This is a genomic window from Mycobacterium sp. (assembly GCF_019247635.1).
Lineage (GTDB): Bacteria > Actinomycetota > Actinomycetes > Mycobacteriales > Mycobacteriaceae > Mycobacterium.
Genome location: NZ_JAFBAR010000013.1, coordinates 15,129 through 41,298 on the forward strand (window position 1 = coordinate 15,129; position 26,170 = coordinate 41,298).

The 26,170-nt window shown below is 68.3% G+C and carries 21 protein-coding genes; 4 read left to right on the forward strand and 17 right to left on the reverse strand.

Annotated features, from left to right (window positions below):
* Nucleotide 1: 1 nt before the first annotated feature.
* The 13 genes from JO236_RS02180 to JO236_RS02240 all read right to left on the reverse strand — a co-directional run bounded on the left by JO236_RS02180 (nt 2) and on the right by JO236_RS02240 (nt 14,984).
* Complete coding sequence (locus JO236_RS02180; protein WP_293324114.1) at nt 2-298, reverse strand: hypothetical protein; 297 nt, start codon at nt 296-298, stop codon at nt 2-4.
* A complete protein-coding gene (locus JO236_RS02185) occupies nt 295-1,797 on the reverse strand; it encodes a class I adenylate-forming enzyme family protein (RefSeq protein ID WP_293324116.1) in 1,503 nt (500 codons plus the stop codon). Before JO236_RS02185 ends, JO236_RS02180 begins: the two co-directional genes overlap by 4 nt.
* Nucleotides 1,798-1,988: 191 nt before the next feature.
* The gene (locus tag JO236_RS02190) at nt 1,989-2,783 is read right to left on the reverse strand and encodes a crotonase/enoyl-CoA hydratase family protein (RefSeq protein ID WP_293324117.1); all 795 of its coding nucleotides are present in this window, start codon (nt 2,781-2,783) and stop codon (nt 1,989-1,991) included.
* Between the two features lie 37 nt (nt 2,784-2,820).
* Nucleotides 2,821-4,233 carry a WS/DGAT/MGAT family O-acyltransferase gene (locus JO236_RS02195; protein WP_293324119.1) on the reverse strand — a complete coding sequence of 471 codons (1,413 nt, stop codon included), beginning with the start codon at nt 4,231-4,233 and terminating at the stop codon, nt 2,821-2,823.
* A gap of 44 nt (nt 4,234-4,277) precedes the next feature.
* Nucleotides 4,278-5,480, reverse strand: a complete 1,203-nt coding sequence (locus JO236_RS02200; protein ID WP_293324121.1) for an alpha/beta hydrolase — start codon at nt 5,478-5,480, stop codon at nt 4,278-4,280.
* A gap of 99 nt (nt 5,481-5,579) precedes the next feature.
* Complete coding sequence (locus JO236_RS02205) at nt 5,580-6,083, reverse strand: hypothetical protein (RefSeq protein ID WP_293324123.1); 504 nt, start codon at nt 6,081-6,083, stop codon at nt 5,580-5,582.
* A gap of 1 nt (nt 6,084) precedes the next feature.
* Nucleotides 6,085-7,401, reverse strand: a complete 1,317-nt coding sequence (locus tag JO236_RS02210; protein WP_293324124.1) for a molybdopterin-dependent oxidoreductase — start codon at nt 7,399-7,401, stop codon at nt 6,085-6,087.
* Nucleotides 7,398-8,036, reverse strand: a complete 639-nt coding sequence (locus JO236_RS02215) for an SAM-dependent methyltransferase (protein WP_293324126.1) — start codon at nt 8,034-8,036, stop codon at nt 7,398-7,400. Before JO236_RS02215 ends, JO236_RS02210 begins: the two co-directional genes overlap by 4 nt.
* A gap of 148 nt (nt 8,037-8,184) precedes the next feature.
* Complete coding sequence (locus tag JO236_RS02220) at nt 8,185-9,612, reverse strand: nitrate/nitrite transporter (protein ID WP_293324127.1); 1,428 nt, start codon at nt 9,610-9,612, stop codon at nt 8,185-8,187.
* A gap of 31 nt (nt 9,613-9,643) precedes the next feature.
* Entirely contained in the window at nt 9,644-9,973 is a 330-nt protein-coding gene (locus JO236_RS02225) for a Rieske (2Fe-2S) protein (RefSeq protein ID WP_293324130.1), read from the reverse strand.
* Nucleotides 9,970-12,495, reverse strand: a complete 2,526-nt coding sequence (nirB, locus tag JO236_RS02230; RefSeq protein ID WP_293324133.1) for a nitrite reductase large subunit NirB — start codon at nt 12,493-12,495, stop codon at nt 9,970-9,972. The genes JO236_RS02225 and nirB overlap by 4 nt, the downstream gene beginning before the upstream one ends.
* 6 nt (nt 12,496-12,501) lie before the next feature.
* The gene (locus JO236_RS02235; protein WP_293324135.1) at nt 12,502-12,855 is read right to left on the reverse strand and encodes a molybdopterin oxidoreductase; all 354 of its coding nucleotides are present in this window, start codon (nt 12,853-12,855) and stop codon (nt 12,502-12,504) included.
* The gene (locus tag JO236_RS02240) at nt 12,852-14,984 is read right to left on the reverse strand and encodes a molybdopterin oxidoreductase family protein (protein ID WP_293324138.1); all 2,133 of its coding nucleotides are present in this window, start codon (nt 14,982-14,984) and stop codon (nt 12,852-12,854) included. The genes JO236_RS02235 and JO236_RS02240 overlap by 4 nt, the downstream gene beginning before the upstream one ends.
* A 302-nt stretch (nt 14,985-15,286) precedes the next feature.
* Here JO236_RS02240 and JO236_RS02245 point away from each other — a divergent pair, with 302 nt between their 5' ends.
* Nucleotides 15,287-16,180 (forward strand): alpha/beta hydrolase, encoded by an 894-nt coding sequence (locus JO236_RS02245; protein ID WP_293324141.1) that lies wholly within the window; start codon nt 15,287-15,289, stop codon nt 16,178-16,180.
* Nucleotide 16,181: 1 nt separating this feature from the next.
* On the opposite strand, the gene JO236_RS02250 is transcribed toward JO236_RS02245, so the two are convergent.
* The 3 genes from JO236_RS02250 to JO236_RS02260 all read right to left on the reverse strand — a co-directional run bounded on the left by JO236_RS02250 (nt 16,182) and on the right by JO236_RS02260 (nt 19,733).
* Nucleotides 16,182-17,474: an amidohydrolase family protein gene (locus tag JO236_RS02250; RefSeq protein ID WP_293324144.1), complete on the reverse strand. Its 1,293-nt coding sequence runs from the start codon at nt 17,472-17,474 to the stop codon at nt 16,182-16,184.
* Nucleotides 17,468-18,619, reverse strand: a complete 1,152-nt coding sequence (locus JO236_RS02255) for a CoA transferase (protein WP_293324190.1) — start codon at nt 18,617-18,619, stop codon at nt 17,468-17,470. The genes JO236_RS02250 and JO236_RS02255 overlap by 7 nt, the downstream gene beginning before the upstream one ends.
* Before the next feature lie 109 nt (nt 18,620-18,728).
* Nucleotides 18,729-19,733, reverse strand: a complete 1,005-nt coding sequence (locus tag JO236_RS02260) for a MaoC family dehydratase (protein ID WP_293324147.1) — start codon at nt 19,731-19,733, stop codon at nt 18,729-18,731.
* Between the two features lie 87 nt (nt 19,734-19,820).
* Here JO236_RS02260 and JO236_RS02265 point away from each other — a divergent pair, with 87 nt between their 5' ends.
* From JO236_RS02265 to JO236_RS02275, 3 genes are all read left to right on the forward strand, one after another.
* Nucleotides 19,821-20,954, forward strand: a complete 1,134-nt coding sequence (locus JO236_RS02265; RefSeq protein ID WP_293324193.1) for an acyl-CoA dehydrogenase family protein — start codon at nt 19,821-19,823, stop codon at nt 20,952-20,954.
* A gap of 121 nt (nt 20,955-21,075) precedes the next feature.
* Nucleotides 21,076-23,622, forward strand: coding sequence for a serine/threonine-protein kinase (locus tag JO236_RS02270; protein ID WP_293324149.1), 2,547 nt, complete (start codon nt 21,076-21,078; stop codon nt 23,620-23,622).
* A 9-nt stretch (nt 23,623-23,631) separates the two neighbouring features.
* Nucleotides 23,632-25,245 (forward strand): hypothetical protein, encoded by a 1,614-nt coding sequence (locus JO236_RS02275; RefSeq protein ID WP_293324152.1) that lies wholly within the window; start codon nt 23,632-23,634, stop codon nt 25,243-25,245.
* Here JO236_RS02275 and JO236_RS02280 read toward each other — a convergent pair.
* Nucleotides 25,226-26,170 (reverse strand): enoyl-CoA hydratase/isomerase family protein, encoded by a 945-nt coding sequence (locus JO236_RS02280; protein WP_293324155.1) that lies wholly within the window; start codon nt 26,168-26,170, stop codon nt 25,226-25,228. The two genes, JO236_RS02275 and JO236_RS02280, sit on opposite strands and share 20 nt — an antisense overlap.

Here is a 26,170-nt window from a genome sequence, read left to right on the forward strand (position 1 = left end):
GTCAGTCGCTGGCCGGCAGCGGCTTGACCTCTTTGAGACTCAGCTTGGTCTCGCCGACGCTCAGGCTCCCGGCGCCGGGCTTGGTCACCAGCACCTCGGCGCCGGTCTCGTCGACGTAGCGCTTGCCCATCACGGTGCCGTCGGCGAACGCTGGGTCGAGCTCGCCCGAACGGGGTCCGCCTATTTCCACCATTGGCGCACCGCCGCAACGCAAGTCGTCGAGGCTGTCGGCGCTTCGGACAACGATGACCTGGGTGTCACACACCTGGCTGGCGAGGCGAGTTCCGTTCTTGATCATGCGTGCAGTCCTTCCAGCTCCTGAATGATCTCCCGACGCAGCACCTTGCCGGTGGCGTTGGTGGGCAGCTCGTCGCGGAACACTACCCGGTCCGGCGTGCGCGACCCGCGCAGACTCTTGCGGACGTACTCGCGCAGCTCGTCGGGATCGGGATCGGCGCCCGGGGCCGGCACGACCACCGCGACTATGGCCTGGCCCCACTGCGCATCCTCGACTCCGACCACGGCCACGTTCCGCACGTGCGGGTGCTCGAACAGCACGTCCTCCAGCTCGGCCGGCGCGATGTTCTCGCCACCGCGGATGATGGTGTCGTCGCTGCGTCCGCCGATAAACAGGTAACCGTCCTCGTCGAGCATGGCCACGTCTTTGGTTGGAAACCAACCGTTTTCGTCGAGCACCGAGCCGATGCCGGTGTAGCGTCCGGACACCTGCTCGCCGCGCACGAACAGCTCGCCGGTCTCTCCCGGCCCCAGCACCGCGCCGTCCTCGGCGCGGATCTGCACCTCGATGCCCGGCACGGGCAGTCCCACCGACCCCAGCCGCCTGCCGACCGCGGTGTCGGTCGCGGATTGCGCCGCGCGGTGGTCGTCGGGGGTCAGCACCGCGATCGTCGAGCTGGTCTCGGTCAGGCCATAGGCGTTGACGAAGCCGACGGACGGCAACAGCTCCAACGCCCGGCGCACCAGGGGCAGGCCCACTTTCGAGCCGCCGTAGGCCAGGTTGCGCAACGACGGCAGTTGGTGACCGTCGGTCTCAAGCACCGTGACGATGCGGTCCAGCATGGTGGGCACCACCGTGGCGGCGGTGATGTGTTCGTCGTTGACCAGCCGGACCCATTCCTGCGGGTCGAAGTTGGGCAGGTAGACCATCTTCCGGCCGGCGTACAGATTGGACAGGGCGGCAGAGACGCCGGCGACGTGGTAGGGCGGCACGCAGATCAGCGCGGCGTCGTCGGGCGCGGCCGACTCGAACTCGACCGTGCCGGTGATGTAGCTGGTCAGGTTGTTGTGGGTGAGCTCGACGGCCTTCGGCTGGGAGGTGGTGCCCGAGGTGAACAGCACGATCGCGACGGAATCCGGGTCGGCAAACGCCAAAACTTCAGTGGCCGGCTCGCCGGATCGCGCGGCGGTCAGGAAGTCGTCGGAGGTCAGCTGCCGTTTCGAGGCGTCGCCGATCATGTCCTGGTAGCGGCCGTCGGCGATCACCAGCGGGTCGGGCAGCCGCTGGATCAGGCTCTGCACGCCCTCGGCGGACAGGCGGTAGTTGATCGGGGTAAAGGCCAGCCCGGCGCGTGCCGAGGCGAAGATCAGCAGGGGCAGCATCGCGCCGCCGGTACCGACGTACACGACGTGCTGGGCGCCGGACGCCGCGATGACGCCGGCACCACCGTCGGCCAGATCGCTGAGCTGCTGTGTCGTCAACCGCAGATCACCATCAACGACGGCCGTGCGGTCCGGGTTGCCCGACACAGCCATCTCCAGCAACAGCGAAATGCTCATCCGCGATCCTTCGCCGATCCCCAGCCCTTTACAAAGTCAGGCCACAGTGTAGCGCTAGCCCGTCGCCGGCCCACCCGCGCCCGCCAAGCGTGATCTCCGGACGTTGACTCTGCGTCCACGGCGGGGGTTACTCGAACAATTGCGCCCTGGACGCAGAGTCAACGCCGGAAAAACGCCGGAGCGCCCAGCCGCTATGTCCCGGTCCAGCGGGGCGCGCGCTTCTCGGCGAAGGCGATCGCGCCCTCCTTGGCGTCGTTGGACATGAAGATCGGGGCCAGGATCTTGATCTGCTCGGCGAACCGGTCCTCGAGGCTCCAGCCGCGGGATTCGGTGATGATCCGCTTGGTAGCGGCCACCGCCAGCGGTCCGTTGGCGGTGATCTTCTCGGCCAGCGTGATCGCGGCGTCCAAGGCCCCCCCGGGCTCGGCCAGCACGTTGACCAGCCCCAGCTCGTGGGCGCGCTCGGCGGACAGGTTGTCGCCGGTGAGGGCCAGCTCCATGGCGATGGCGTACGGAATGCGCTCGGGCAGTCGCAGCAGCCCCCCGCCGCCGGCGACCAGGCCACGCTTGACCTCGGGGATGCCGAACGCCGAGTCCCTCGACGCCACGATCAGGTCAGTGGCCAGCGCTAACTCGGTGCCGCCGGCCAGCGCGTACCCCTCGACCGCCGCGATGAGTGGCTTGACAGGCGGACGTTCGGTGAAGCCCATTCCGCGGCCCTCGACGACGACGTTCTCGCCGCGGGCGAAAGCCTTGAGGTCCATGCCCGCGCAGAACGAACCGCCCGCGCCGGTCAGGATGGCCACCGAGAGGCCGGCGTCGTCGTCGAGTCGGTCCATCGCGTCGGCCAGCCCACGGCTGACGGCGGCGTTGACTGCGTTTTTGGCCTTCGGCCGGTTGATCGTGATGATCAGGATCCGGTCGCGCTGCTCGACCAGGACTTCGGGTTCGGTGTTGTCGGCTGGCTGACTTGTAGCGTTGCTCACAGTGCTTGATGGTAACGGCCCCGGTTCGGGCCTCGGATCAAGCCTGAGCCATCGCTTCCTCGACAACCGTCAGATCGTCTGAAAGACCTGCGGCCCTGCGTATTTCGATGAAGTCAGCGATCATGGCATCGGTCACCTCATGCGGGTCCTTGACAGTGGCGCCGTCGGCCAGCACCGAGATGTTGAGCTGATCGACATAGCTCCACACGGTGATGTTCAGCCCGCTGCCGGCGGTCAGCGGGCCGACGGAGTAGATCTCGGTGACCAGTGCGCCGCCCACCCGGCCGCGCTCGCGCGGCCCCGGAACGTTCGAGATGTTCAGGTTGAGCACCTTGTTCTGTCCGTCGCGGCTCGCCAGCCACCGGAACATGGCCTTCGTACCCGCCGGGGGCCAATACGCCGCCCACCGGCTGATCAGCTCCGGCCCCAGCAACTGGTGGCTCTCCTTGGCGTACAGCGCGTTGTCGTGGGCGCAGCGCACCCGCTCCAGCGGATCATCGGAGTCGCTCGGCAGCGCAACCATCATTCCGCTGAACCGGTTCCCGGAGATCCGGTCCGGCGAGAAGTCGTAACTCACCGGAACCGACGCCAGCAGCGGTACCGCCGTACCGTCGTAGCGCAGCAGCAGGGTGCGCAGCGCCCCGGCCGACATGGCCAGCACCATGTCGTTGATGGTCGCCCCGAGCTGCTTACCGGTTGTCTTGACATCAGCGAAAGCCAGTGTGGCGGTGGCAAATCGGCGCTCGGGGGTGAGCATGTGGTTCATGAAGGTGGGCGGCGGCTCGAACGGCCGCGTCAGTTCCGGCGAGAGCTTCCGCGAGCTGCGTCGCACCCGGCCCACGCCCTGAGCGGTGTAACGGACCGTCGCGGGGAGCCGGCCGATGTGGCGCATGTGGTCGGCGAACGCCGATGTCATCAACTCGCGCTTGGTGGGGGCCGGGTCGGGCGTGTACGACTCGCCTTCCGGCGTCGGCGTCAGGTCCATACCGTGGGCCATCAGATTTGCCGAGGCGACGCCGTCGGCCAGCGCGTGGTGGATCTTGACCACCACCGCGATCCGGTCGTTGGCCAGGCCCTCGACGAAGTACATCTCCCACAACGGGCGACCGCGATCCAACGGGCTGCTGGCGATCTGCCCGATCGCCTCGTCCAGTTCGCGCCGACCGCCCGGGGCGGGCAGCTGCCACGGCCGGATGTGGTAGTCGAAATCCACTTCACAGTTCTCTCGCCACATCGGGTGATGGAACCTGAACGGGACGTCGATCAGCTGGTAGCCCAACGGCTCCAGCTTGTCCATCCGCGCCGCGATGACCGCACGGAACGAATCGATGTCAAAGTGCCCGCGAGTGCTTTCGTCGAGCTCGATCACGGCGATCTTCATGGTGTGCATGTGCACGTTGGGAGTCTCGCTGTACAGCAGTACCGCGTCCCACCCGCTGAGCCGTTTCAACGCAGATCCCTACCTAATTCGGCGCCCCTACAATCGGCCGCCGCTCAGATGACCTCTTTCGCGAACTGCATCCGGTTGCGATGAACCTCGTTGAGGAACAACGCCGTCGAGTGTGCCAGCGCATTGGCGCGGGGACCGTCGATCATGTCGAACGCATGGCCCGCGCCCGGCAACTCCAGGTAGCCGACCGGCGAATGCGACACCGCACGCAACCGCTCGACGAAGGCGCGCGCCTGCCAGACCGGGATGACGCCGTCCTTGCTGCCGTGAATCACCAAGAACGGCGGGGCATTTCGGTGCACGCGGGCGATCGGCGATGCGTCACGGAAAACTTCGGGGTGACGCGCAATGCTGCGCCTGACCACGACCTTCTCCAGGAAGTCGACGAACCGGACCCGTTCCGGGGTGGACCGGTCCTCCCAGTCGTAGCGGCCGTAGATCCCGACCACCGCGTCGACCGAGCTGTCGGAGCCCTCCGGCAGCTTCAGCTCGTATTGGGGGTCGTTGGCGGTGAGCCCGGCCAGCGCCGCCAGATGCCCACCGGCCGAACAGCCAGCTACCGCAACGAAACTGCGGTCACCGCCAAACTTGTCTACGTTGGCCCGTGCCCAGGCGATGGCGGTCTTGACGTCGGAGATGTGCCGCGGCCACCGGTGGTGCGGGGACACGCGGTAGTCGATGGCCAGGCACACCCAGCCCTGCTCGGCCAGGCGCGACATGAGTGCGGAACCCTGCAGCATGCTGCGGCCATGCACCCAGGCGCCGCCGGGGACGAAGATCAGTACCGGCGCGGGTTGGGCGGGAAGATCCTTGCGGCGCCAGACGTCCAGCTTCTGCGCGGGATGGTGCCCGTAGTGGACGGCCCGACGGTAGAGGTATCGCCGGTCACGCACCGCCTCCCACAGGGGCGAAGCGTTGAGTGGGGTGGGCCATTCGAGAGCGAGGTCCGCGGGCTGGACCAGCCCTTGCAGGGCGGCGACGGCGACGTCGCGGCTGCTTTCGCGGTCGCGGCGGCGCCGTTCGTTGATGCCGGGTGTCCGCCAGTCTCGTGCGGCGGCCGACATGAAGTCGGGCGCATGGCGCACGCCCCAGACGCTCATCGCGGTGGCCGTACCCAGCGGCTCGAGGCGCTTACCGACCACCGGCAGCGAAGCGCCGATGTCGCTAAAGGCCAGCATATAGTCGGCGGGACGAGCCCGCAGCAACCATCTCACACAGGGCAGGATGCGGGGTCCCCTCACCGTCATGTAGGGCAGCGTACCCCCGCACGGTTCCCGCAAACTACCGTTGCGGCGCGGTTATCTCACAAGTGCCAATTTGTGGCGGCAGCTCATTTGCTAGCTGCATCATTCGTCGAGATAATGAGTACTTTCACGTTCGCTCCACCGCGTCACTGTGACGCGCGCGGTGTAACTGAGGGCGCTAACGGCGAACATGGCCGCAGTGAGCAGCAGCCACCTGCCCAGAAACGGCTGCTGGGTTTGGCCCGTCGCCGCCTCGTAGGTGGGAGCGCCCTGCCGGATGATGCCGGGCAGGAAAACGATGAGCGTCAGGCCGGCCGCCAGCGTTGGTATCCGGATGTGGTTGCGGGCGGTGACGTTTGAGTGACGCGAGCGTCGGGGTGTGCGCGACATGACCCGGTCGGCCAGCGCGTAGACCGGGAAGAGCAACAGGTCGTGGCCGACGACCGCGGCGGCGAACCACACGGCGATCGACTGCCACCAGGTGCCGGGGTTCCACAGGGTGGCCGGCTTGAAGGTGGCCAGGACGTAGCCCAACAGCGCAAAGCCGGCCAGCATGGTCAACAGATGCACCGGATGCGAGCCGTAATGCTTTGTGAGTCTGCGCATTTCAGGGCTCGAATTCGATCGACGCGACCCACTTGGTGTTGTGCACGCCGGGCAGCGCGGGGACGATGATCCGCGCCGGATAGCCGTGGTCGAGCGGCAAGTCGGCGCCGTTGACGCGCAGGGCCAGCAGCGCATCGGGCGCTCCGATCTGATTGGCCTGCAACGTCGCCCGGCCGAACGCTCCGCCGCGTTGCAGGGAGACCACCCGCGCCGAGCGCGGCGCGGGTACGCCCGCGGCGCGAGCCAGCTCGCCCAGCCTCACCCCGCTCCAGGTCTGCACTGTCGACCACCCTTCGACGCAGGCGATGGGCAACCGCGCGGTGTGCTGCGGCATGCGGCCCAGCGTGGCGCGATCCAACACTCTCTCGGTGGGGCCGCCGCGCAGCGTCAATCGCCAGCCGGCACCGACACTTTCGGGCGTGATACCCGCGACGACGGCGGTCTTGTTGACCGGGAAGTCGCGGCCCCTGGATCCCGACAAGCCGCGCGGCAGCAGCAGAGCGGCTTGCCGGGTGACACCACCGACGGTCTGCCCGACTGTGAGCACCGCGATCAGCAGCACACCCGACCCGACCAACGCCAGGGCGCCGCGCCTGCTCATCGTGGGGTCGCCCGGATCGGCGGCTACCAGCCCGTCCGGGTCGTAGGGCTGTGGACGTGTGTTGGTTACGTTGGTGCGCAATACTTCTCGCGGCGGCAGCGACTTCAGCCCGGCGACCATGTGCGGGATCTTGACCGCGATGTGCATCAGGAAGCCGGTGCTGAAGACCCACGCCCCGAAGTAGTGGCCGTCGTAGAAGCTGAAGCCGAATATGTAGTCGTACTGGATGTTGAGCACACCGGTGACGATCTCGAAGAGGATCCCCCCGACCAGCATCAGTAACGAAATCCGTTCCAGCAGTTGGGCTATCGAACGAGCCGGTGGCCAGACGAACAACTTCGGAATCACCGACCACAGTTTGGCCAGCACTACGGGGATGATCAGCAGCCCCAGCCCCACGTGCAGACCCTGGGACAACCGGTACAGCCACGACGGCCGCGTGGGCCAGTTGAAGTCAGGCAGCCGCAGCCAGCCGACATCGGCGGGGATGGCCTGACCGAACTGCGGTGAATAGGCGGCGTAGGACAGCAACCCGGTGATGATGACGATCGGCAGCGCCACCAACAGCACCAGCCCGAAAACCGACGTCAGCCAGGGCCCGCGCAGCGGGCTGGTGAACCGGGTGAGCCGTGCCGCACCGGGCGGGGGATGCCGGTGCAGGGTGCGCCACAGCCGGCTGGGAAAGCCGTAGTTGCCGTCGTCGTCCGGCAGTGTCACAACGCCACCAGGCTGGCGACCACCCGGCCGCCGATCAGCCGGACGCCGGTCAGCGTCAGACCCACTTGTGCCGCCAACGCCGCGGCGCTGTCCACGCCGACCGACGCCCAACGGAACCACGGGCCCACGTCGCGAGCGGACTCTAGCCGCACCCAGCGCGCGCGGATCCCGATCGCCTCGGCGTCGAACTCGACCAAACAACGCCCACCGCGGCAGAGCAACTCGGCGGCGCGCCCGACGATGCGGCGCGGGTCGCCGCCGAGGCCGACGTTGCCGTCGACGAGCAGCACCGTGCGCCAACTGCCCATCCCCGGCAGCGGTTCGAACACGTCGCCGAGCAGGGCCGGCGCGCCGCCGCGACCCGCCAGGCGGATCGCCGTCGCGGAACGGTCGATGCCCAGCGCCGGTATCCCACGCTGGATCAGCCGCGCAACCAACCGTCCCGGCCCGCAGCCGAGCTCGATCGTCGGAGCGGTGCACATGCGCGCGACCGTCTCGTCGAACACCTCATCGGAGGCGTCGCCGCTGGCGTCGCACAGCCAGCGGTGCGCCGGCAACACGTGGAGCTCGCCGTCGTCGTGACGGATCCAACATCGCTCACCACCGAGCGCCCGGTCGTACAGATGGCCCAGCATGCCACGCCTCTCGCCTCGCGCCGACCGAGGGTGCAGACGATGCCCACGAGTTACGCCAGCATTTCGATCACTCGGATCGATACCCGGATCCTGGGTCGGCTAACCCAGCGAGAAGTGATTCGGCGCCGAGGCGGGGGCGGATGGGACCTCAGACCAGTGACGTGGTCCCGCGGCGCCGGATGTAGGCGGCCCAGGTGACGGCACCGCAGACGATGTAGAAGCCCAGGAACACCCAGAAGGCCGTCGTCGCCGACTTGTGCGCGCCGGCGTAGGAGGCGCGCAGCACCACGTTGATGCCGACGCCGCCCAGGGCGCCGACCGCGCCGGCGATGCCGATCAGCGCGCCCGACATCGAACGCTCCCAACCGAGCGCTTCGGTGGGTGAGAGATCCTTGATGTCAAGGGATTTCGCGGCGAAGATGGCCGGGATCATCTTGTAGACCGAGCCGTTGCCGATACCGGAGATGAGGAACAGCAGGATGAAGCCCACGACGTAGGCAACCATCACCCCGTGGCTGATCTTGCCGGGGTGGGCGTCACCCCGGGTCCCGGCGATGACCAGGATCCCGGCCGCCAGGGCCATCGCCACAAAGCAGGCGAGGGTGATCTTCGCGCCGCCGATGCGGTCGGCGAGCCGGCCCCCGAACGGCCGGCTGAGCGAGCCCAGCAGCGGACCCAGAAACGCGATCTGCGAAGCGTGCAGGGCGGCGGCGGCCGCCGTGGTGTGCGGTGTGGCCAGGTAGTTGATCTGCAGGACCTGGCCGAACGCGAAGCTGTAGCCGATGAAGGATCCGAAGGTGCCGATGTAGAGGAAGGAGATCAGCCACGCGTCGGGAAAGCGGATCACCCGCAGCATCGCCGCGGCGTTCGACTTCTGGTTGTCCAGGTTGTCCATGAACAGGGCCGCTCCCAGCGCGGCCAACCCGACCAGGACCAAGTAGGTGGCACACACGAGCTCCGGCGAACGGTTGCCGAGCGTCGCGATGACCAGCAGGCCCACCAGCTGGATGACCGGCACGCCGATGTTGCCGCCGCCGGCGTTGAGGCCCAGCGCCCACCCCTTGAGGCGCGCCGGGTAGAAGGCGTTGATGTTGGTCATCGACGACGCGAAGTTGCCACCGCCGAATCCCGCGAAGGCGGCAACGACCAGGCAGGTGGTGTAGGACTGGCCCGGGTTCACCATGAACCACCAGGTCAGCGTCAACGGGATCAACAGCGCCAGCGCGCTCACGATGGTCCAGTTGCGCCCGCCGAACCGCGCGACGGCGGTGGTGTAGGGCAATCGCAGCAGACCCCCGACCAGTGTCGGGACGGCCACCAGGTAGAACTTGCCCGCCGCGTCGATGTGATAGATGTTCTGCGGCATGAACAGCACCATCACCGACCAGATGGACCACACCGAGAAGCCGATGTGCTCGGCGAAGATCGACCAGATGAGGTTGCGCCGCGCGATCTTGCTGCCGCCGTTCTGCCAGGCAGACAGGTCTTCGGGATCCCACCGCGCGATCCGATGACGACCCACGCGCGCGCCCGGCGTCGTGGGAATTGTTTGCAAAGTTTCTGGCTGCGCGGTCATGGCGATCTCCTGCGAGGCGGGCTGGATGGGCTCAAAGCGCGCCGTTGCGCTCGGGGACGTTTATCTGGATGGTTCCGGCGTCGTCGGCGTGAACCGGGTACGTGCTGACCGACGGGCCGCCGGTGGCGACCTCGCATCCGGTCTCGAGTTCGTAGGTGTGGCCGTGCAGCGGGCAGACCACAACGCGGTCGTCCATCAGCCCGTCCGCCAGCGGGCCGCCGCGGTGCGGGCAGACCGCGTCCACGGCGCGCAGCGACCCGTCCCGCAACCGGAAGACCGCGATCTGGTGGCCCTGCACGGCGTAGGCGCGGCCCTCGCACACGGGTAGGTCCGCCACGGGCCCCAACGGGATGTCGGTCATCGCACCGGCACCTGCGGCAGCGGTATCAATGGCAGCGAGGGCCGAAACTGATTGTCCTGCAGGGTGTTTGCGGCTTGAACTCGGCTTTGCGCCCACGGGTCGCGATAGGAGTCCACCGATTTCTGCATCCGGGCGTCGAGGTCGGCGGCGATGCCGTCAGCGTCGTCGACCACGATCGCGCGGAGGCGCTCGATGCCCACTCGCGGCACGAAGGTGTAGGTGCGCTCGAGCCAGTTGGCGTTCTCGCGGTAGTACTGCAGGAAACGACCGGTCAGCGTGATCACCTCGGCGTGGGTGCCCACGGTCGCCAGCAGATCGCCCTTGCGCACGTGCGCGCCCGCGGCCCCGCCCACGTAGATCTGCCACTGCCCGCCGTCGATGGCGACGACACCGAGGTCCTTGCACAGGGCCTCGGCGCAGTTGCGTGGGCATCCGGTGACCGCAAGCTTCATCTTCGCCGGGCTGGCCAGGCCCTGGTATCGGTCCTCGATCGCGATGCCCAACGCGGTTGAATCGCCCAGCCCGTAGCGGCAGAAGTCGCTTCCCACACAGGTTTTCACGGTGCGGAAGCTCTTGCCGTAGGCGTAACCCGAGGGCATGCCGAGGTCGGCCCACACCGCCGGCAGGTCCTCCTTGCGCACCCCGAGCAGGTCGATGCGCTGGCCGCCGGTGAGTTTGATCATCGGGATCTCGTACTTGTCGGCGACGTCGGCGATCTTGCGTAGTTGCTCGCTGCTGGTGACGCCGCCCTTCATCTGCGGCACCACCGAGAATGTGCCGTCGCGCTGGATGTTGGCGTGTACGCGGTCGTTGATGAAGCGGCTGGACCGTTCGTCGACGAACTCGTCGCCCCACATCATCTCCAGCAGCGAGGACAACGCCATCTTCGATTGCGCGTCTTCGCGGCCGTCGGGCGCCAGCGCCTCGAACACCGAGGACACCGAGTGCAGGCTGAGCTCGCGGATGAGTCGCATCAGCTCGGGTTTTTCGTAGGGGACGGCCGAGACATACCAGTTGGTCGCCGCGTCATCCTCGGAGACCGTTCCGTCGGCAGCCCATTCGACGATCTGGCCCACCAGGCCCTTGCACGAGCCGCAGCCCTTGCCGGCGCGGGTCGCGTTCATCACCGAGGCCAATGATGTCTGGCCCTGTTTTACGCAATTGACGATCGCGGCCTTGCTCACACCGTTGCAGTTGCACACCTGCGCGTCGTCGGCCAGCTCGGCGGCGCCGGTGGCCACGTCCGGCGTGCCGATGTCGAACATCAACGAAACCCGTTCGGGGGGAAGGGGAAGCCCACGGTCGAAGGCCTGCATGAGGAACGCCACCTTGCTGACGTCCCCAACCAGTGTTGCGCCAACCAGCTTGTCGTCGCGCACGACGAGGGTCTTGTACACCCCGTGTTTGGGCTCCACGAATTGCACGAACTCGTCGTCGTCGTTCTCCGGGCCCTTCAAGCCCATCGCGGCGACGTCAACACCGGCCACCTTGAGTTTGGTCGCGGTGCGCGAACCATGATATGCCGCACGAGGATTCACACCGGTGAGATGATCGGCGAGCACGCCGGCCTGCTCCCACAGCGGGGCAACGAGACCGTAGACCTGGCCGCGGTGTTGCGCGCACTCACCGACGACGTAGATGTCGCCGTCGTCGACCGAGCGCATCTGGTCGTCGACGACGATGGCTCGTTCGACGGTCAGTCCGGCCCGTTGCGCCAGCCCGACGTTGGGCCGAATGCCGGCCGCCAACACCACCATGTCGCAGGGCAACTGGGTTCCGTCGCTGAATCCGAGCGCGACCGGCAGTCCGTTCGCACTCAACACCTCGGTCGGCCGTTTACCGGTGTGTACGGCGATGCCGAGATCCTCCACCAGCCGGCGCAGGATAGCGCCGGCCTGGTCGTCGAGTTGGGCATTCATCAGGACAGCGCCACTCTGGACGACGCCAGCCTGCAATCCCCGATTCTGCAGTCCCCGTGCGGCTTCCAGCCCGAGCAGGCCGCCCCCGACGACCAGGGCGTTGGAGCGCTCTTTGGCGAACTCGATCATCGCCGCGCAGTCGTCGAGGGTGCGGAACCCGAACACGCCGGGCACCAATGTCTTGTTGTCGGCTTGCCAGATGCCTTCCATCGGCGGGAAGAACGACCGGCTGCCGGTGGCCAAAATCAGTTTGTCGTAATGGATTTTGGTGCCGTCGTTGGCGTGCACCAGGTGCGCGAACGAGTCGATCCGCACCACCCGCACGCCACTGCGCAGGTCGATGTTGTTTTCCCGGTACCAGTCCAGCGGATTGAGGTAGATCTCGCCGGCGTCGTCGGACCCGGCCAGCACGTTGGATAGCAGAATCCGGTTGTAGTTGCCGTACGGTTCGTCGCCGAAGACGGTGATGGCGAACCGCTCGTGGCCGCCGCGGGCGATGATCTCCTCCAACGCGCGAGCCCCCGCCATGCCGTTGCCGACCAGCACCAGGCGGGCCACGGCCGCCTTGTGGCCGTTTACCGATGGTTCAGCGAGTGCCGTCATGATCGGCTAGACCTCAACGAGCCCGATATCGATGATCGCCGTGCCGCTCAGTCCGTCCGGCGCGGCGATGAACACCTCGAGAACGGTGTCGGCGATCAGGTCTTCGACCACCCGAAGGGGCACGTGCACGGCGCCTTTGGCCCCGATGGGGAAATAGCGCATCGGGGCGCCGTCGCGCAGCACCACGATGGTGATCAGTTCGTGGGTGCTGTTACCACCGCGGAAGTAAACCGGCTGGGTGATCGCGCCGGCCGGCACGACATAGCGCAGGGCCGGGTCGAGCAGGAACGGTGATTCGTAGCCCTTTCCCGCAAAGGTGAACACCCCCTGCAGGAATCGAGGCGTGCTGCCATCGCTCACAACCGGCTCCTTTCGCTGTCGTCCGGCGTGCCCGAGGTGTCCGGGGTGTCGGCTCGAGACACTGCGACCGCGCAGACCTTGAACGACGGCATCCGCGAGGTCGGATCGAGCACCGGGATGGTCAGCCGATTGATGCTGGCCCGCCCACCCCAGTGAAACGGCGCGAACACGGTGTCCGGACGGATGCCGCTCGCGGTGCGCGCGGTCATCACCACCGCACCCCTGCGGGTTCGCAGCCGCACCTGGTCGCCGGCTTTCACGCCGAGCAGCGCAGCCAGCGTCGGGTGCAGCTCGACCACCGGCTCGGGGTCCGCCTCGGCGAGCTGGCCGACCCGCCGGGTCTGCGTGCCGGACTGGTACTGGCGCAGGACCCGGCCCGTGGTGAGGTAGTACGGGAATTCGTCGTCGGGCAGCTCGGCGGGGGCGGGCTGCTCGACGGGATAAAAGTGTGCCCGCCGGTCGGGAGTCGGGAAATCCTCGGCGAACATCCGCGTGGTGGCCGGATACAACGGGGAGGGGCACGGCCAGAACACGCCTTTTTCGGTGCTGATCCGTTGGTAGCTGATGCCCCGGTAGTCGGCCTTGCCGCCCGCGCTGGCGCGGGTCAGCTCGTCGAAGACCTCTTCGGCATCCGAGGAAAAGCCCTGTACCCCCAGGCGTTTGGCCAGATCTGCCATCACGTCGAGATCGCTGCGCACCTCGCCGGGGGATTCGACAGCCTTGCGGCGCAGGATGACCCGGCCTTCGAGGTTGGTCATGGTGCCCGACTCCTCGGCCCACTGGGCCGTCGGCAACACCACGTCGGCGAGCGCGGCGGTCTCCGACAAAAAGATGTCGGACACCACGAGAAAATCCAGCTCCCCGATCTTCTCGGCGATGTGCAGCGCGTTCGGCGTGGAGACCGCGATGTTGGATGCCATCACCCACAGCGCCCGCACGCCCCCGGGCGTACCGATGGCGTCGAGCATTTCGTAGGCCGATCGCCCCGGCAGCGGCAGGTCCGCCGGGTCGATGCCCCATACCTGGGCGACGTGGGCGCGCGCAGCCGGGTCGTCGAGCTTGCGATAGCCGGGCAGTTGGTCGCATTTCTGCCCGTGTTCGCGCCCGCCTTGTCCGTTGCCCTGTCCGGTGATGGTCGCAAAGCCGCGGTACTTGCGGCCCGGCAGGCCGAGCGCCAGAGCCAGGTTGATGAACGCCTGCACCGTGTCGGTTCCGCAGCTGTGCTGTTCGGCGCCGCGCGCGGTGAGAATCATCGCGTGTTTGGCGTTGGCCAGCATTCGCGCGGCCGTCACGATGTCGTCCTCGGGTACGCCCGTGATGCGTTCCACCCGGTCCGGCCAGTACAGTCGCACCACGCGGCGCACGGCTTCGAAACCCGTTGTCCGGTCGGCGATGTACTGCCGGTCCGCCAGCCCTTCCCGGATGATGACGTTGAGCAATCCGTTGGCCAGCGCCAGGTCGGTGCCGGGGACCGGTTGCAGGTGCAGGTCGGCGCGGGTTGCCGTCGGGGTGCGCCGCGGGTCGACGACGATGTGCTTGGCCCCGCGGGAACGGCCGTCGTCGAAAAACTGCATGGCGGGCGGCAGCGTTTCGGCGGGGTTACTGCCGACGATGAGCAGGGCGTCGGCGTGCGCGATGTCGGCCAGCGGGAACGGCAGCCCCCGGTCGATACCGAACGAGCGGTTCGACGCCGCCGCGGCCGAGGACATGCAGAATCTGCCGTTGTAGTCGATCGCCGACGTCCGCAGCGCCACCCGCGCGAATTTGCCGAATTGGTAAGCCTTTTCGTTGGTCAGGCCGCCGCCGCCGAAGCAGCCCACCGCATCACGACCGTAGTCGTGTTGTGCCCGTTGGAAAGCGGTGACGATGCGCTCCAGCGCCTCGTTCCAGGTCGCCGAGCGCAGTGGTGCGTCACGCCCGTCGCGAACCAGGGGCGTGGTAAGCCGGTCGGCGTGGCCCAACAACTCGGCCGCCGTCCAGCCCTTGGCGCACAGACCGCCCCGATTGGTCGGAAAGTCGTCCTGTGGTGTGAGAACCACGGACCCTCCCGACACATCGAGTTCGATTCCGCACTGCAACGAGCAGTACGGACAGTGCGTTTTCGTTGGCTGGGGCGTTCTGGCCGCCATGAACCATCACCGCTGCGTTGCTGCCTCGGCGAAGGTGCGGTTGCCCTGCCCTGGACGTGACAACTTCACCTCCGATCAACCAATCTCCTGTCCGCGAAGCTACGGGCAATGTGTTTCGGGGACATTTCCTCCGATTGTCCGAATCACTACCGGACGCTCACATCGCAGCTGGGCTGGCGTTATCTCGGGAAAGATCACGAATGCTTCTCGGGGCGTTGGTAATTGGCCGACCTCGGTTCGGTCATCGGCGTTCAGAGGCGGCCGGTGCGCTCGCGCCGTCCGGTGTTAGCGATACTTGGCCGATGCCGAACACCGCTGTTCACCCAGACCTGCGCCGCATCGCGCGCTTCGCCCCAAGACACCTGGTCGGCCCGCGGAGCTTGCCTGTGGTGCGCGCACTGAGCGGGTTGCGCAGTCGCGGCACCGACGCCGAGGTGGAGGTGATAACGCTGGCATCGGGGGCCGGGGTCCGGCTGTTCCGGCCCGCCGAAGTCAGCGAACCAGGACCCGCGCTGTTGTGGATCCATGGCGGCGGGTACGTGCTGGGCACCGCGCAGCAAGACGACGCGCTCTGCCGGCGCTTCACCACCAACCTGGGCGTTACCGTGGCGTCGGTGGAATACCGGCTGGCGCCCGAACACCCGTATCCGGTGCCGCTGGAGGACTGCTACTCGGCGTTGAGCTGGCTGGTCGGGCTGCCCGCGGTGGACGCGGGGCGGGTGGCGATCGGCGGGGCCAGCGCCGGCGGGGGCTTGGCGGCGGCGCTGGCCCTGCTGGCCCGCGACCGCGGCGAGATTCATCCGGCGTTTCAGCTGCTGGTTTACCCGATGCTGGACGACCGCAGTTCGACGACGGCCTCGGTCAACCGCAACTACCGGCTGTGGAACGCGCGCAGCAACGACTTCGGTTGGACCGCCTATCTCGGTGATGCGGACCGCGCGGCGGCGGTACCGGCCAGGCACGACGACCTGAGCGGGCTGCCGCCGGCCTGGATGGGTGTCGGCAGCAACGACCTGTTCCACGACGAGGATCTGGCCTACGCCGAACGCCTGAACAGCGCGGGGGTGCCGTGTGAGGTCGAGGTGGTCGACGGCGCGTTCCACGGCTTCGACCTGTTGGTTCCGAAGGCCTCAGTGTCACAACAGTTTTTTGCCAAGCAGTGCGCCAGTTTGCGCGCCGCTTTCGGCACGTTCTGAATCACTTTGCAGCATAGGCGATTTCGCCGCCGATGAGCGTGGCGGCGACCAGGCCGGCGTCCAGTTCGGCCAGTGCCGCGGCGGGTGGTTCGGTCAACACGCACAGGTCGCCGGGCTGTCCGGGTGCCACCGAGCGTGCCGTGCCCGGTGTCTCGGGCCAGCCCAAAAACATCGTCAAAGCCGTTCTCGCCGAGACGCATTCGCTCGCGTTCAGGACGCTGCCACCGGGCGTGGTGCGGTGCACGGCGGCGCGCATCGTCGCCCACGGGTCACCGCGCCCGAACGGCAGGTCGGTGGAGAGTGCAACCGGCACGCCGGCTTCGATCAGGGATGCGACGCGCCACAGCTGACGGTGCTCGCCGGGCGGAATCTCGGAGGTGTACTGGTCGCCCCGTTCGGCGACGAAGTTCGGCTGCGTGACCACGGTCACGTGCAGGGCGGCCAGGTCGGTGAGGTCGTCGTCGGCCACCACGGCGGCGTGCTCGATCCGATCCAGCGGATGGCTGCCCGCGGCACGCAGCGCGGCGATGGTCACCACCAGTTGGGCCGCGGTCACGCAGTGCACCGCCACCGGCCGATCCGCGGCATGGCGGCCGGCGATCCACCGCGTCAACGCCTCGAGGTCCAGCCGGTCATCGTGCAGGATTTTCTTGCCCGGTGACAGAAAGTGCAGTCGCGGCAGGAACTCGCCGCGCCGGTGCGCCTTCATCTCGTCGATACCCAGATCGGGGGTGGCGTCGGTGACGCCGGTCACGCCGAGCGCGGTGAGCCGGCCGCTGAGTTCGGCCAGGTCGATTTCGCGATGCCGCAGCGCGTGTGACCAATCCGTGTCGGCGCTGCGCAGGCGCCCGTCGGGGTGCCCGGTCAGGCCGATGCGGCTAAGGCCCGCCGAATTGAGGATCCACATCGCACCGCTGCGGTGTTGCACCCGCAGCGGAATGGCGGGCGACAGGGCGTCCAGCGCGGTCCGGTCCAACTCGCCGGCCACCGATTCGTGGTAGTCGATCGCGCGTATCCACCCGTCGCAACCGGGAGTGGCCGCCGATAACGCCTGTGCCAGTTGGTCTTCGGTGCGGACGTCGGGCGGCCCGACGGAAACCGAGGCCAGGGCGGCCGCCGCGGCCCGCACGTGCACGTGGTGATCGTGCAGTCCGGGCAGCACGGTTCCGCCGTCGGCGTCGAGCACGCGCTCCCCGGCTTGGGCGGGCAGAGTGTCGCCCACCTCCTCGATGCGGGCGCCGACCCGGATGTCGACCCTCCTGCCGTCGAGCAACGTGGCCCTCCGGATCAGCATCTTTCGGCTACCAAGCGGCGCACCTGGGCATCGTCGGCGCCGAGCACGGCGGCCGGCCGCGTCGGCGGCGGCGGCTTCGGGGGCAGCACCGGGTGCACCGAGCCCGTGGCAGTCTCGGGCAGCGCCGCGTAGGTCGCGGCTACGGCAGCCATGGCCACCTGGATCAGCTCGCCGCCGCCGCGGTTGAGCGAGTCGGTGACCGCACCCGCGGCCTCCAGTCCCGTCAGCGGGTCAGCGATGGCGTCGGCGCAGAACACCGGCCCCCGGCTGCTGGTGCCGACCAGGCCGCCGGCGACCGCCGCGTCGTCCCCGAACGCCGGTCGCCGGGGGTGTTCGTCATACCCGGTGATCCGCAACCAGATCCGGCCAGGCCGGGGGGCGATGTCGTCGGGGCCGAGCCGGCGTCGTGCCAGCGCGGCCGGCCGAGAGCCTTCGATCACGACGTCGGACGCCGCGAGCAACGCACGCAGCTGGTCGGCTTGACGATCGAAATCGACACAATACGAAAGCTTTTCACCGTTGATCCAGTCGAAGAAGGCCGGGTTTCCGCGTCGGGTGCCGTCGGGGCGCCGCGGGCTTTCGACCTTGACGACGGTGGCCCCCGCGCACGCCAGCAGATGCCCGCACAGCGGGCCCGCCCACATCGACGACAAGTCGGCAACCAGCAGACCGACAGGCCCGCGCGCCGGGGTCCGCTCCCCGATGCCGCGGATACCCGGGGGTGTGGCCGCGGCCTCGCCGAGCCCGGCGGCGGGGATGTCCAGCAGCTCGGCCGCCTCGGTGATCGCGGACACGGCGCGCGTGGCCGCCCAGCGTTGCAGTGTCGGCCAGGGGTCGTCGGGCACGTCGTCGGCGTGCAGCAGCGCGGGCACGGCGGCGAGATCGTCGGGACGTGACAGTGTGATGGCGACCCAGCCGTCGCGCGCCGCGAGCAGCCGGGTGGCCCCTCCTGCCGACGTGCGGCCGTTGCGGGTAAATCCGAGCAATCCGGCCCGACCGGTTAGCAGCGTGGCCGCATCCGCGGCGATCTGCTCGGCGCGGGCCAGCACGTTCGCCCGGGAAAAGTCGGGGGGCCCGTCGGGCAGGCCGGTCAGATACGCCAAACCGCTACTGGCCCACCTCGCGGTCGCCCGATCGGTCGCCATGATGGCCCCCAATCGGTCTTTTGCGGACGGCGCCGAACCCACCTCACCATGGTGCTCGCCGCCGACTTGGGTTTGCTCACCGGCCGACCACGTCGCGAGGCGAGGCAGCTCAGAACTGCAACGCGCTGAACCGCCAGTCCAGCACGGGCCGGTCAGGGTCCCCGGCCGCGGACACCACCGACCGCAGCCCCAGCACTCCGCCCGCGGCGGTCGCCTCGGCCGACTCGACATGCAGCTCGCTGTGCAGGGTATCGCCCTCGTGCACGGGTCCGATGTGGTCGCAGGACTCCCAGCCCAGGATCGTCGCCAGGTTGGGCAGCAGCCGGCCGGCCTGCGCGAGCGCCAGCCCGATGGTGTGCCCGCCGTACACCAACCGCTGCCCGCCTATTCGCGAATCGTGATGCGTGGCAGCGATATTCAGTGTCAGCCGGGCCAGCTCCGGTGCGCTGCTGACCACGTCGCCGGAGCTGTGCAGCACCGCACCCGCCAGGCCGGCATCGAAATGGGGTCCGGGCACCCGATTCCGGAACTCCACACCGTCCCACTGGGCGGTGGGATCCGTCGCCGGCGGCAACGTGTCGGCACCGATCGCCGACAAGTCGTCGGCGGGCCCCTTCTCGGGATCGAAGCCCGGGCTGGCGGGCAGCATCGCGCAACGGTAGAAGTCGAGCACCAGCCGGTCGGCCTGGTCGATGGTGATCATCCGCAGCGCCGCCAGCCCCGTCGGCGCGCGGCCCGGCTTCGGCGAATTCGCGCGCAGCCCAACCACTTCGGTGCGGGTGTAGACGCTGTCGCCGATCGCGGGAAAGCGGTGAAAGGTGAGCCCGCGGTAGAACAAGTTCGCCTTGACCCGCTGGGTGGGCAGCGTCGACTGCCCGATCGCCACGTCACACACCAGGCCAGGGTGCGCCAGCGGGCCGGGCGCGCCCGTCACAGCGGCGCACAGGTCCGCGTCCAGCGCGAGCCGCAGCCGGTCCCCCAGGATCGCTTGATGGGCCGCGGCCATGCCCGACGACAGCGTCGCCGACGGTGCCCAGTCAAAGACCTGGCCGACCGAAAGATCGTCGAAGTAGGGACCACCCGCGCGTTGACCCGAATACCCGTTCGTCGTCACAACGCCCCATGCTGGCAGGCTGTGAAACCGAGGGTCAACACGGAGGTCGATCATCAGGTGAGCAACGAACGGGACGAGGCAGAAGCCATGCTGGTCGACACCGTGCGGGCGTTCGTCGACCGCGACGTGAAACCGACCATCCGCGAGGTCGAACACGCCAACACCTACCCCGAGGCGTGGATCGAGCAGATGAAGCGAATCGGTGTCTACGGCTTGGCCATTCCCGAGGAGTACGGCGGGTCACCGGTGTCGATGCCGTGCTACGTGCGGGTCACCGAACAGCTGGCCCGGGGGTGGATGAGCCTGGCCGGCGCCATGGGCGGGCACACCGTCGTCGCCAAGCTGCTGACGCGGTTCGGCACCGCGGAGCAGAAGCGAAAATACCTGCTGCCCATGGCAACCGGCGAACTGCGTGCCACGATGGCGCTAACCGAGCCCGGTGGCGGCTCAGACCTGCAGAACATGTCCACCACCGCGCTACCGGACGCCGATGGCTCGGACAGCCTGCGCATCAACGGATCCAAGACCTGGATCAGTAATGCCCGCCGGTCCGGACTGATCGCGCTGCTGTGCAAGACCGACCCGAATGCCACTCCGCGCCATAGGGGCATCTCGATCCTGCTGGTCGAGCACGGGCCGGGGCTGACGGTGTCACGGGACCTGCCGAAGCTGGGCTACAAGGGCGTGGAGACATGTGAGCTGAGCTTCGACGGGTACCGCGTCCCGACGTCGGCGGTACTGGGCGCCGAGATGGGTCAAGGTTTCGCGCAGATGATGAAAGGCCTTGAGACAGGCCGTATTCAAGTCGCCGCGCGGGCGCTGGGGGTGGCGACGGCGGCACTCGAGGACGCGCTGGCCTACGCGCAGCAGCGGGAGAGTTTCGGCCAGCCGATCTGGAAGCACCAGGCGATAGGCAACTACCTGGCCGACATGGCCACCCAACTCACCGCCGCGCGCCAGCTCACCCGCTACGCGGCCGAGCGTTACGACAGTGGCGAGCGTTGCGACATGGAGGCCGGCATGGCCAAGCTGTTCGCCTCCGAGGTCGCGATGCAGATCGCGCTGAACGCCGTGCGGATCCACGGTGGCTACGGCTATTCCACCGAATACGACGTCGAGCGCTACTTTCGCGACGCACCGCTGATGATCGTCGGCGAGGGAACCAACGAGATTCAGCGCAATGTGATTGCCGCGCAACTGGTTGCGCGGGGCGGGATTTAACCCCGGGTCCTTCGACGGTGGTCAGCCGCATCCGGTCGCCGCTGCCTGGTTGGCGAATAAACGGTGCAAACGTGGGCGCATCGGTAGCATGTGCCACCGGGGCGGGGAGAGAGGCCAGCCGATGGACGAGGTGGCGTTCGGACGTTATCGGCTGTTGTCGCTGATCGGCGGGGGCGGTATGGGCAAGGTGTACCGGGCCCACGACACCGCTATCGGCCGCGACGTCGCGATCAAGGTCTTGTCCCCCGACATGGCCACGGAACCGGGGTACGAGGAAAGGTTCCGCCGTGAGGCCCGCACCGCCGCCCGGCTGACCGAACCGCACATCGTCCCGGTACATGACACCGGGGAAATCGACGGCCGGCTGTATCTGGTGATGCCGATCATCGACGGCACCGATCTGCACACTCTGCTCACCCGGAACGGCCCGATGTCGCCGCAGGATGCGGTCCAGGTGGTCGAACAACTCGCCTCGGCACTGAACGCCGCGCACCGAAACGGGTTGGTACACAGGGATGTCAAGCCGTCGAACGCATTGGTGACCGACGACGGCTTCGTGTACCTGATCGACTTCGGCATCGCCCACGACGCCTCGGCCACCAAGCTGACCAGCACCGGCTCCGTGGTGGGCACCCTGGCCTACATGGCCCCGGAGCGGTTCCTGGCCGGCACCGCCGACGCCCGCGGCGACGTGTACGCGCTGGCGTGTGTGCTCTACGAATGCCTGACCGGCTCTCAGCCCTTTCCCGGGGACAGCTTCGAACGGCAGATCGCCGGACACCTGACGGTCGACCCTCCTGCGCCCTGCGGCCGCAATCGCGCCATTCCGGCCGGGTTTGATGCGGTCATCGCGACCGGGATGGCCAAGAATCCGGAGGAGCGGTATCAGAGCGCCCGCGAGCTGGCCAGCGCCGCTCGCCAGGCCCTCACCGGGACGCCGGCTCCGGCCCACACCCCGCGCAGCGTGCCCACCTCGTTCGGCGATCCCGCCCCCGCCGCACCCGCGTCGGCCCAGGGTGGCAACCAGCCGCAGGCAACGCCCCAGGCCGACCCCCCGTCCGGTCTGCGCTCCCCCGGCCAAGGCCCGCCCCAACCGGCCGTCCCCGCGCAGCCATTCCCCCCTGCGCCCGCGTACGTGGTGGGAGCCCAGGCTCCCGTCGCTCCGTATCCACCGCAACCCCCCCTACCGGTTCAACCGTTCTTTCCGCCACCGCAGAGACCGCCCCGCCCGAGTCCGTTCGCGGGTGTGCCGCGCATTGCCTTCGCGCTCGACGCGGCCGCTGTCGTGGGCTTGCTGGCGACGCTGCTGTTGCCCTGGACGACGTCCGAAAGTGGCTACCGCCGACCGGAAGTCATCGTCGGTTGCGTGCTCGGTCTCTGCGCGATCACGCTGCCCTACCTGAGCCGAACGGGCATGTTCGGGCCCGCGTGGACACCGGTGAAACTCCGGGTCGCCAAACTGGTCACCGGCGCGCCGCTCGGACTATGTGCCGCAACCTATTTCGCTGTCGATGCCATCATCGGTTTCATCGACGGGGGCGCGACGAAATTCGCGCCCGCGCCCGGGGCGTGGATCGCCGCGGCCGTTTCGGTGCTGGCGGCCCTGCCGCGCCGCGCGGACCTGGTCGACGGCGGCACGCAAGGCAGTGCTCGCCTGTGGGGAACTGCTCTGACCATTATCGGCGTGGGCCTTCTGGCGTGCGCGGCGATCGGCGTGCTGAGCGTGCTGGTCGATACCTATCGGTCGCGGACGGCGGTGCTCGAACTGCGCGCGCTGGTCGTGCTTCCGGTCGCGCAGGCGGTGTTGTTGGCGATCTGGGTGGTGGCGGTGTGGAAGGTGGCCCGCCAGGCCGCGCGTGGCGACGCGGCGGGACGGCTGGTGCTGGGCGCCGCCGGTGCGGGCGCGCTGATTTGGGCGGTCCTGTGTTCGGTCGCGCTGTTCACTCTCGGCACGGCGGAGTCACTGCATCTGCCGTTCGGCGGCTTCACGCTTACGATGGTCGCCGCGCTGGTGGGGTTGTCGCCCACGCTGGTGCAGCCCGGCGAGCAGTCGGCGGCGCAGACCTGGCTCGGGGCGACGCGCGGCGTCCTGGGCCTGGTCGTCATCGCGAACCTGCTGTTGCTGGCACTGGTGGTCGTCGACGTGACGCTGACCGGCGCGCTGACCGCCGCGGTGTTTACCGCCGTGATCTGCGCGGGAGTGGGTGCCATCGCGGCAGACTGGGCGCGCCAACAGGTCAGTCTCAACCCGTCCCGCTGCCGCGTGCCCGTCCTGGCCGCCTCGGCGGTTCAGGCCGTCGCGGGGACCGCGGCGTTGCTGGTGGTGGGCCTCAGCCCGAACTCCTGGGAAGTGGTCACGGGTCCGCAGGTGGTCGCCGCGCTCGCGCTGCCCGCCGCGGCGGCCACATTCGTCACGCTGCCGAACTCGATCCGGGCGTTCTTCCCGGCGCCGACGCCGGCGTCCGCTCCCCCTGCGGCGCCAGACCCCGCCGCCCTGGCGGCCGATCCCAACACGCCGACCCAAATCCTGTATGCCCTTGCCCAGCAAAACGGCGCTCTCTGGCCACACATCGCGCGCAACCCCTCCGCGCCGCATGACCTGCTTGCGTGGCTGGCGCAGTCCCCCGACCCCGAAGTCCACGCCGCGCTGCGCGCCCGTCAACCGTAAGGACCACACGTGAGCTGGCAAAACCCCCCGCCTCAGCCCGGGTGGCAGTATGCCGCCACAGCGCCGGCCCCCGGGCCCCAGTATCCCGGGCGGGGCCCGACACAGTCGGCCCTGCTGCGCTGGATGGGCGTGGCCGCCGTCGTCTGCCTGCTGCTCGCGGGCGCCGTCGTTCTGCACCGGACTGTGCTGTCGCGGTTGTTCGGCGGGGCGGCATCCCCGCAGGAGGCGGTCACCCAGACCATCGCGGCCATCGAAGGCGGTGACCTGACGCAGCTGGGCTTGTTATTGCCGCCCGACGAGGTTGCCGGCCTCAGCGACATCGTGAAACAGATCAAACGCATCGCCTCCGAACTCGGTGACGGCGGGGCTGGCGGCCAGCTGAACGGCAACGACTTATCCAACGGCGCAAAAGTCAGCGTCCGTAACCTCACGCTCAGGGCACAACCCGAGCAGACCGGACTGACCAAAGTCAGCATCGAAAATGCCGACATCACAGCGTCGTTCGATCCCGGGAAGGCTACCGGTGTGGTCAAGACGCTGCTCGAGAGGACGGGTGGGTCCGTAAAGGAAACGACGATCACGGTCCGCGGCGCCGACGTCACGACGGACGGCAACACGCACACACTCCGCCTCGACGGCCGTGAGCAGTCGCCCTTCGTCATGACGGTCCAACGGGACGGCAGCTGGTATGTCAGTCCGCTCTTCACCTACTTGCAATACGCCTCCGAGTCAGAGGGCCACCCAACGTCACCGCCCGCCACCGGCCCGGGCTTCGGCTCCCCGGCCGAGGCGGCCGAGGGCTACCTGTCCGCGCTGGCGAAGGCGATCAATTCGCGCGACGTCTCCGCGTTCGCCCGGGCTACCGGAGGCGTCGAGGGCCGCCTGCTGCAGACGTACACCAGCCTGATCAACTCGTCGCTGGCCAGACTGGACAACAACAGATTCTCCGTCGACGTCAGCAACAGCCGGTTCCGCGTACTGTCCGAGAACGGCACCACCGCCAGGGTCCAGCCGGCGAGCCTGCATCTGACCGCCACGTCATCCGGCGACACGTACACCATCGACTGGGACGGCCGTTGCCTACAGCTCAACAACCCCGGACGCAATCAGCGATACTGCCTGGGCGACAAGTCGGCAATCGGCCCGTTCACCCCGCTCATCGATCGGCTGGACTATCTGGTCGTGGTCCGTTCCGACGGCGGTTGGAAGGTCAGCGCGTCGCGCACGGTGTTCAGCATGGTCGCCGACGTGCTCAGCTGGATCGGGGACGCCGAAATGCCGATCATCAAGGCGCTGACCCGGAAAGACCCCACCGAGGTGACCAAAGTCGCGAAGGTCGCCGGCACGGTGGACATCGGCAGCACCGGCACCGTCCAGGTCCAGGCGATCGGGCCCTACATTGACGGCGGGTACGCCGTCGTCAACATCCCCAACCCGAGCGGCCGACGGTTCGAGGTGTATTGCCATTCGACGAACCTGGGATGCCGCGTCGTCACCCTCGTCACGCCGTCCGGCCAGGCCCAGGGACTCTACTCGGGCGGAAGCGGCGGCGAAACGGGTGACTACAAGGCGATCCTGGTCGCCGACGCCGGCGATGTGGAAGTCAGGGTCGAGCAGTACTGAGCTCGTCTACCAGGCCCCAGGCCAACGCGGTTTCGGCAGCAATCATCTGGCCGGACAGCACGAGATAGGCTGTGCGCCAACGGCCTATCCGGCGGGTTACGCTGACGGTGCCGCCCGCGCCGGGAAGCAACCCGAGCCGCAGTTCCGGCAGGGCGAATAGCGAATCCTGGTGCGCCTCAACCCATCCGCAGAACGCCGCCATCTCCAGTCCGCTGCCCATGACCCGGCCGTGCACCTCGGCGCGGCAGGCCCGGCCGAGCCTGGCGGTCAGGGCGTCCAGCGCCAGTGCGGGGCTGTGCCGGGTGCGAGCCAGGTGGGCGCTCACCGGATCGGCGAAGGTGCCGAACTCGGCGAGGTCTCCGCCACTGCAGAATGATGGACCGTTGCCGCCCAACACGATTCCAGTCACCGACGGATCCACCAGCGCCACGGTCAACGCCTCCAGCAGCGCCGCGCGCGCGTCGGTGGAGAACGCATTGTGGCGTTGCGGGCGGTTGAACCGGATGCGCAGCGTGTCGCCGGCTCTTTCGGCCTGCACCGGATCGGGAAGGTCGGGCATGCGGGCGGGTCCACGTTCGGCGAGCCAGCGTGCGAACTCCGGGCCGGCCTGCAGCATCGAATAGGCCAGCGACTCGGTTACCACGCCGGCGAGCGTCGGGCCGGCGGGGTCGATCGTGCGCAGCACGTCGTCGCACACGGCGCTGGCCTGCGGCCAGTGCGCACAGCGCTGTTCCAGCTCGGCCAGGGCCTCGGGCACCGAATCGACGGTCACCACCCGGCGGTCGGCGCACGGGTCTTCCGTCAACGTGAAAGTTGCTGTGTTCAACCAGTATTCGTTCGCCACGCCGCCGACGGCGATGATCACGCCGGGTGGTGCCGCCGCCGGATGGTCCGGCGCATTCGACAGGTCGACCACCCGCAACAT

Excerpts from the sequence above, each read along its gene's own strand:
- JO236_RS02270 (WP_293324149.1), top strand. The coding sequence starts at position 21,076 with ATGGACGAGGTGGCGTTCGGACGTTATCGGCTGTTGTCGCTGATCGGC.
- JO236_RS02255 (WP_293324190.1), bottom strand. The coding sequence starts at position 18,619 with ATGGCGACCGATCGGGCGACCGCGAGGTGGGCCAGTAGCGGTTTGGCG.
- JO236_RS02240 (WP_293324138.1), bottom strand. The coding sequence starts at position 14,984 with ATGGCGGCCAGAACGCCCCAGCCAACGAAAACGCACTGTCCGTACTGC.
- JO236_RS02280 (WP_293324155.1), bottom strand. The coding sequence starts at position 26,170 with ATGTTGCGGGTGGTCGACCTGTCGAATGCGCCGGACCATCCGGCGGCG.
- JO236_RS02215 (WP_293324126.1), bottom strand. The coding sequence starts at position 8,036 with ATGCTGGGCCATCTGTACGACCGGGCGCTCGGTGGTGAGCGATGTTGG.
- JO236_RS02250 (WP_293324144.1), bottom strand. The coding sequence starts at position 17,474 with ATGCTGATCCGGAGGGCCACGTTGCTCGACGGCAGGAGGGTCGACATC.
- JO236_RS02245 (WP_293324141.1), top strand. The coding sequence starts at position 15,287 with ATGCCGAACACCGCTGTTCACCCAGACCTGCGCCGCATCGCGCGCTTC.
- JO236_RS02225 (WP_293324130.1), bottom strand. The coding sequence starts at position 9,973 with ATGACCGACATCCCGTTGGGGCCCGTGGCGGACCTACCCGTGTGCGAG.
- JO236_RS02185 (WP_293324116.1), bottom strand. The coding sequence starts at position 1,797 with ATGAGCATTTCGCTGTTGCTGGAGATGGCTGTGTCGGGCAACCCGGAC.
- JO236_RS02180 (WP_293324114.1), bottom strand. The coding sequence starts at position 298 with ATGATCAAGAACGGAACTCGCCTCGCCAGCCAGGTGTGTGACACCCAG.
- JO236_RS02200 (WP_293324121.1), bottom strand. The coding sequence starts at position 5,480 with ATGACGGTGAGGGGACCCCGCATCCTGCCCTGTGTGAGATGGTTGCTG.
- JO236_RS02220 (WP_293324127.1), bottom strand. The coding sequence starts at position 9,612 with ATGACCGCGCAGCCAGAAACTTTGCAAACAATTCCCACGACGCCGGGC.
- JO236_RS02265 (WP_293324193.1), top strand. The coding sequence starts at position 19,821 with ATGCTGGTCGACACCGTGCGGGCGTTCGTCGACCGCGACGTGAAACCG.
- nirB (WP_293324133.1), bottom strand. The coding sequence starts at position 12,495 with ATGACGGCACTCGCTGAACCATCGGTAAACGGCCACAAGGCGGCCGTG.
- JO236_RS02205 (WP_293324123.1), bottom strand. The coding sequence starts at position 6,083 with ATGCGCAGACTCACAAAGCATTACGGCTCGCATCCGGTGCATCTGTTG.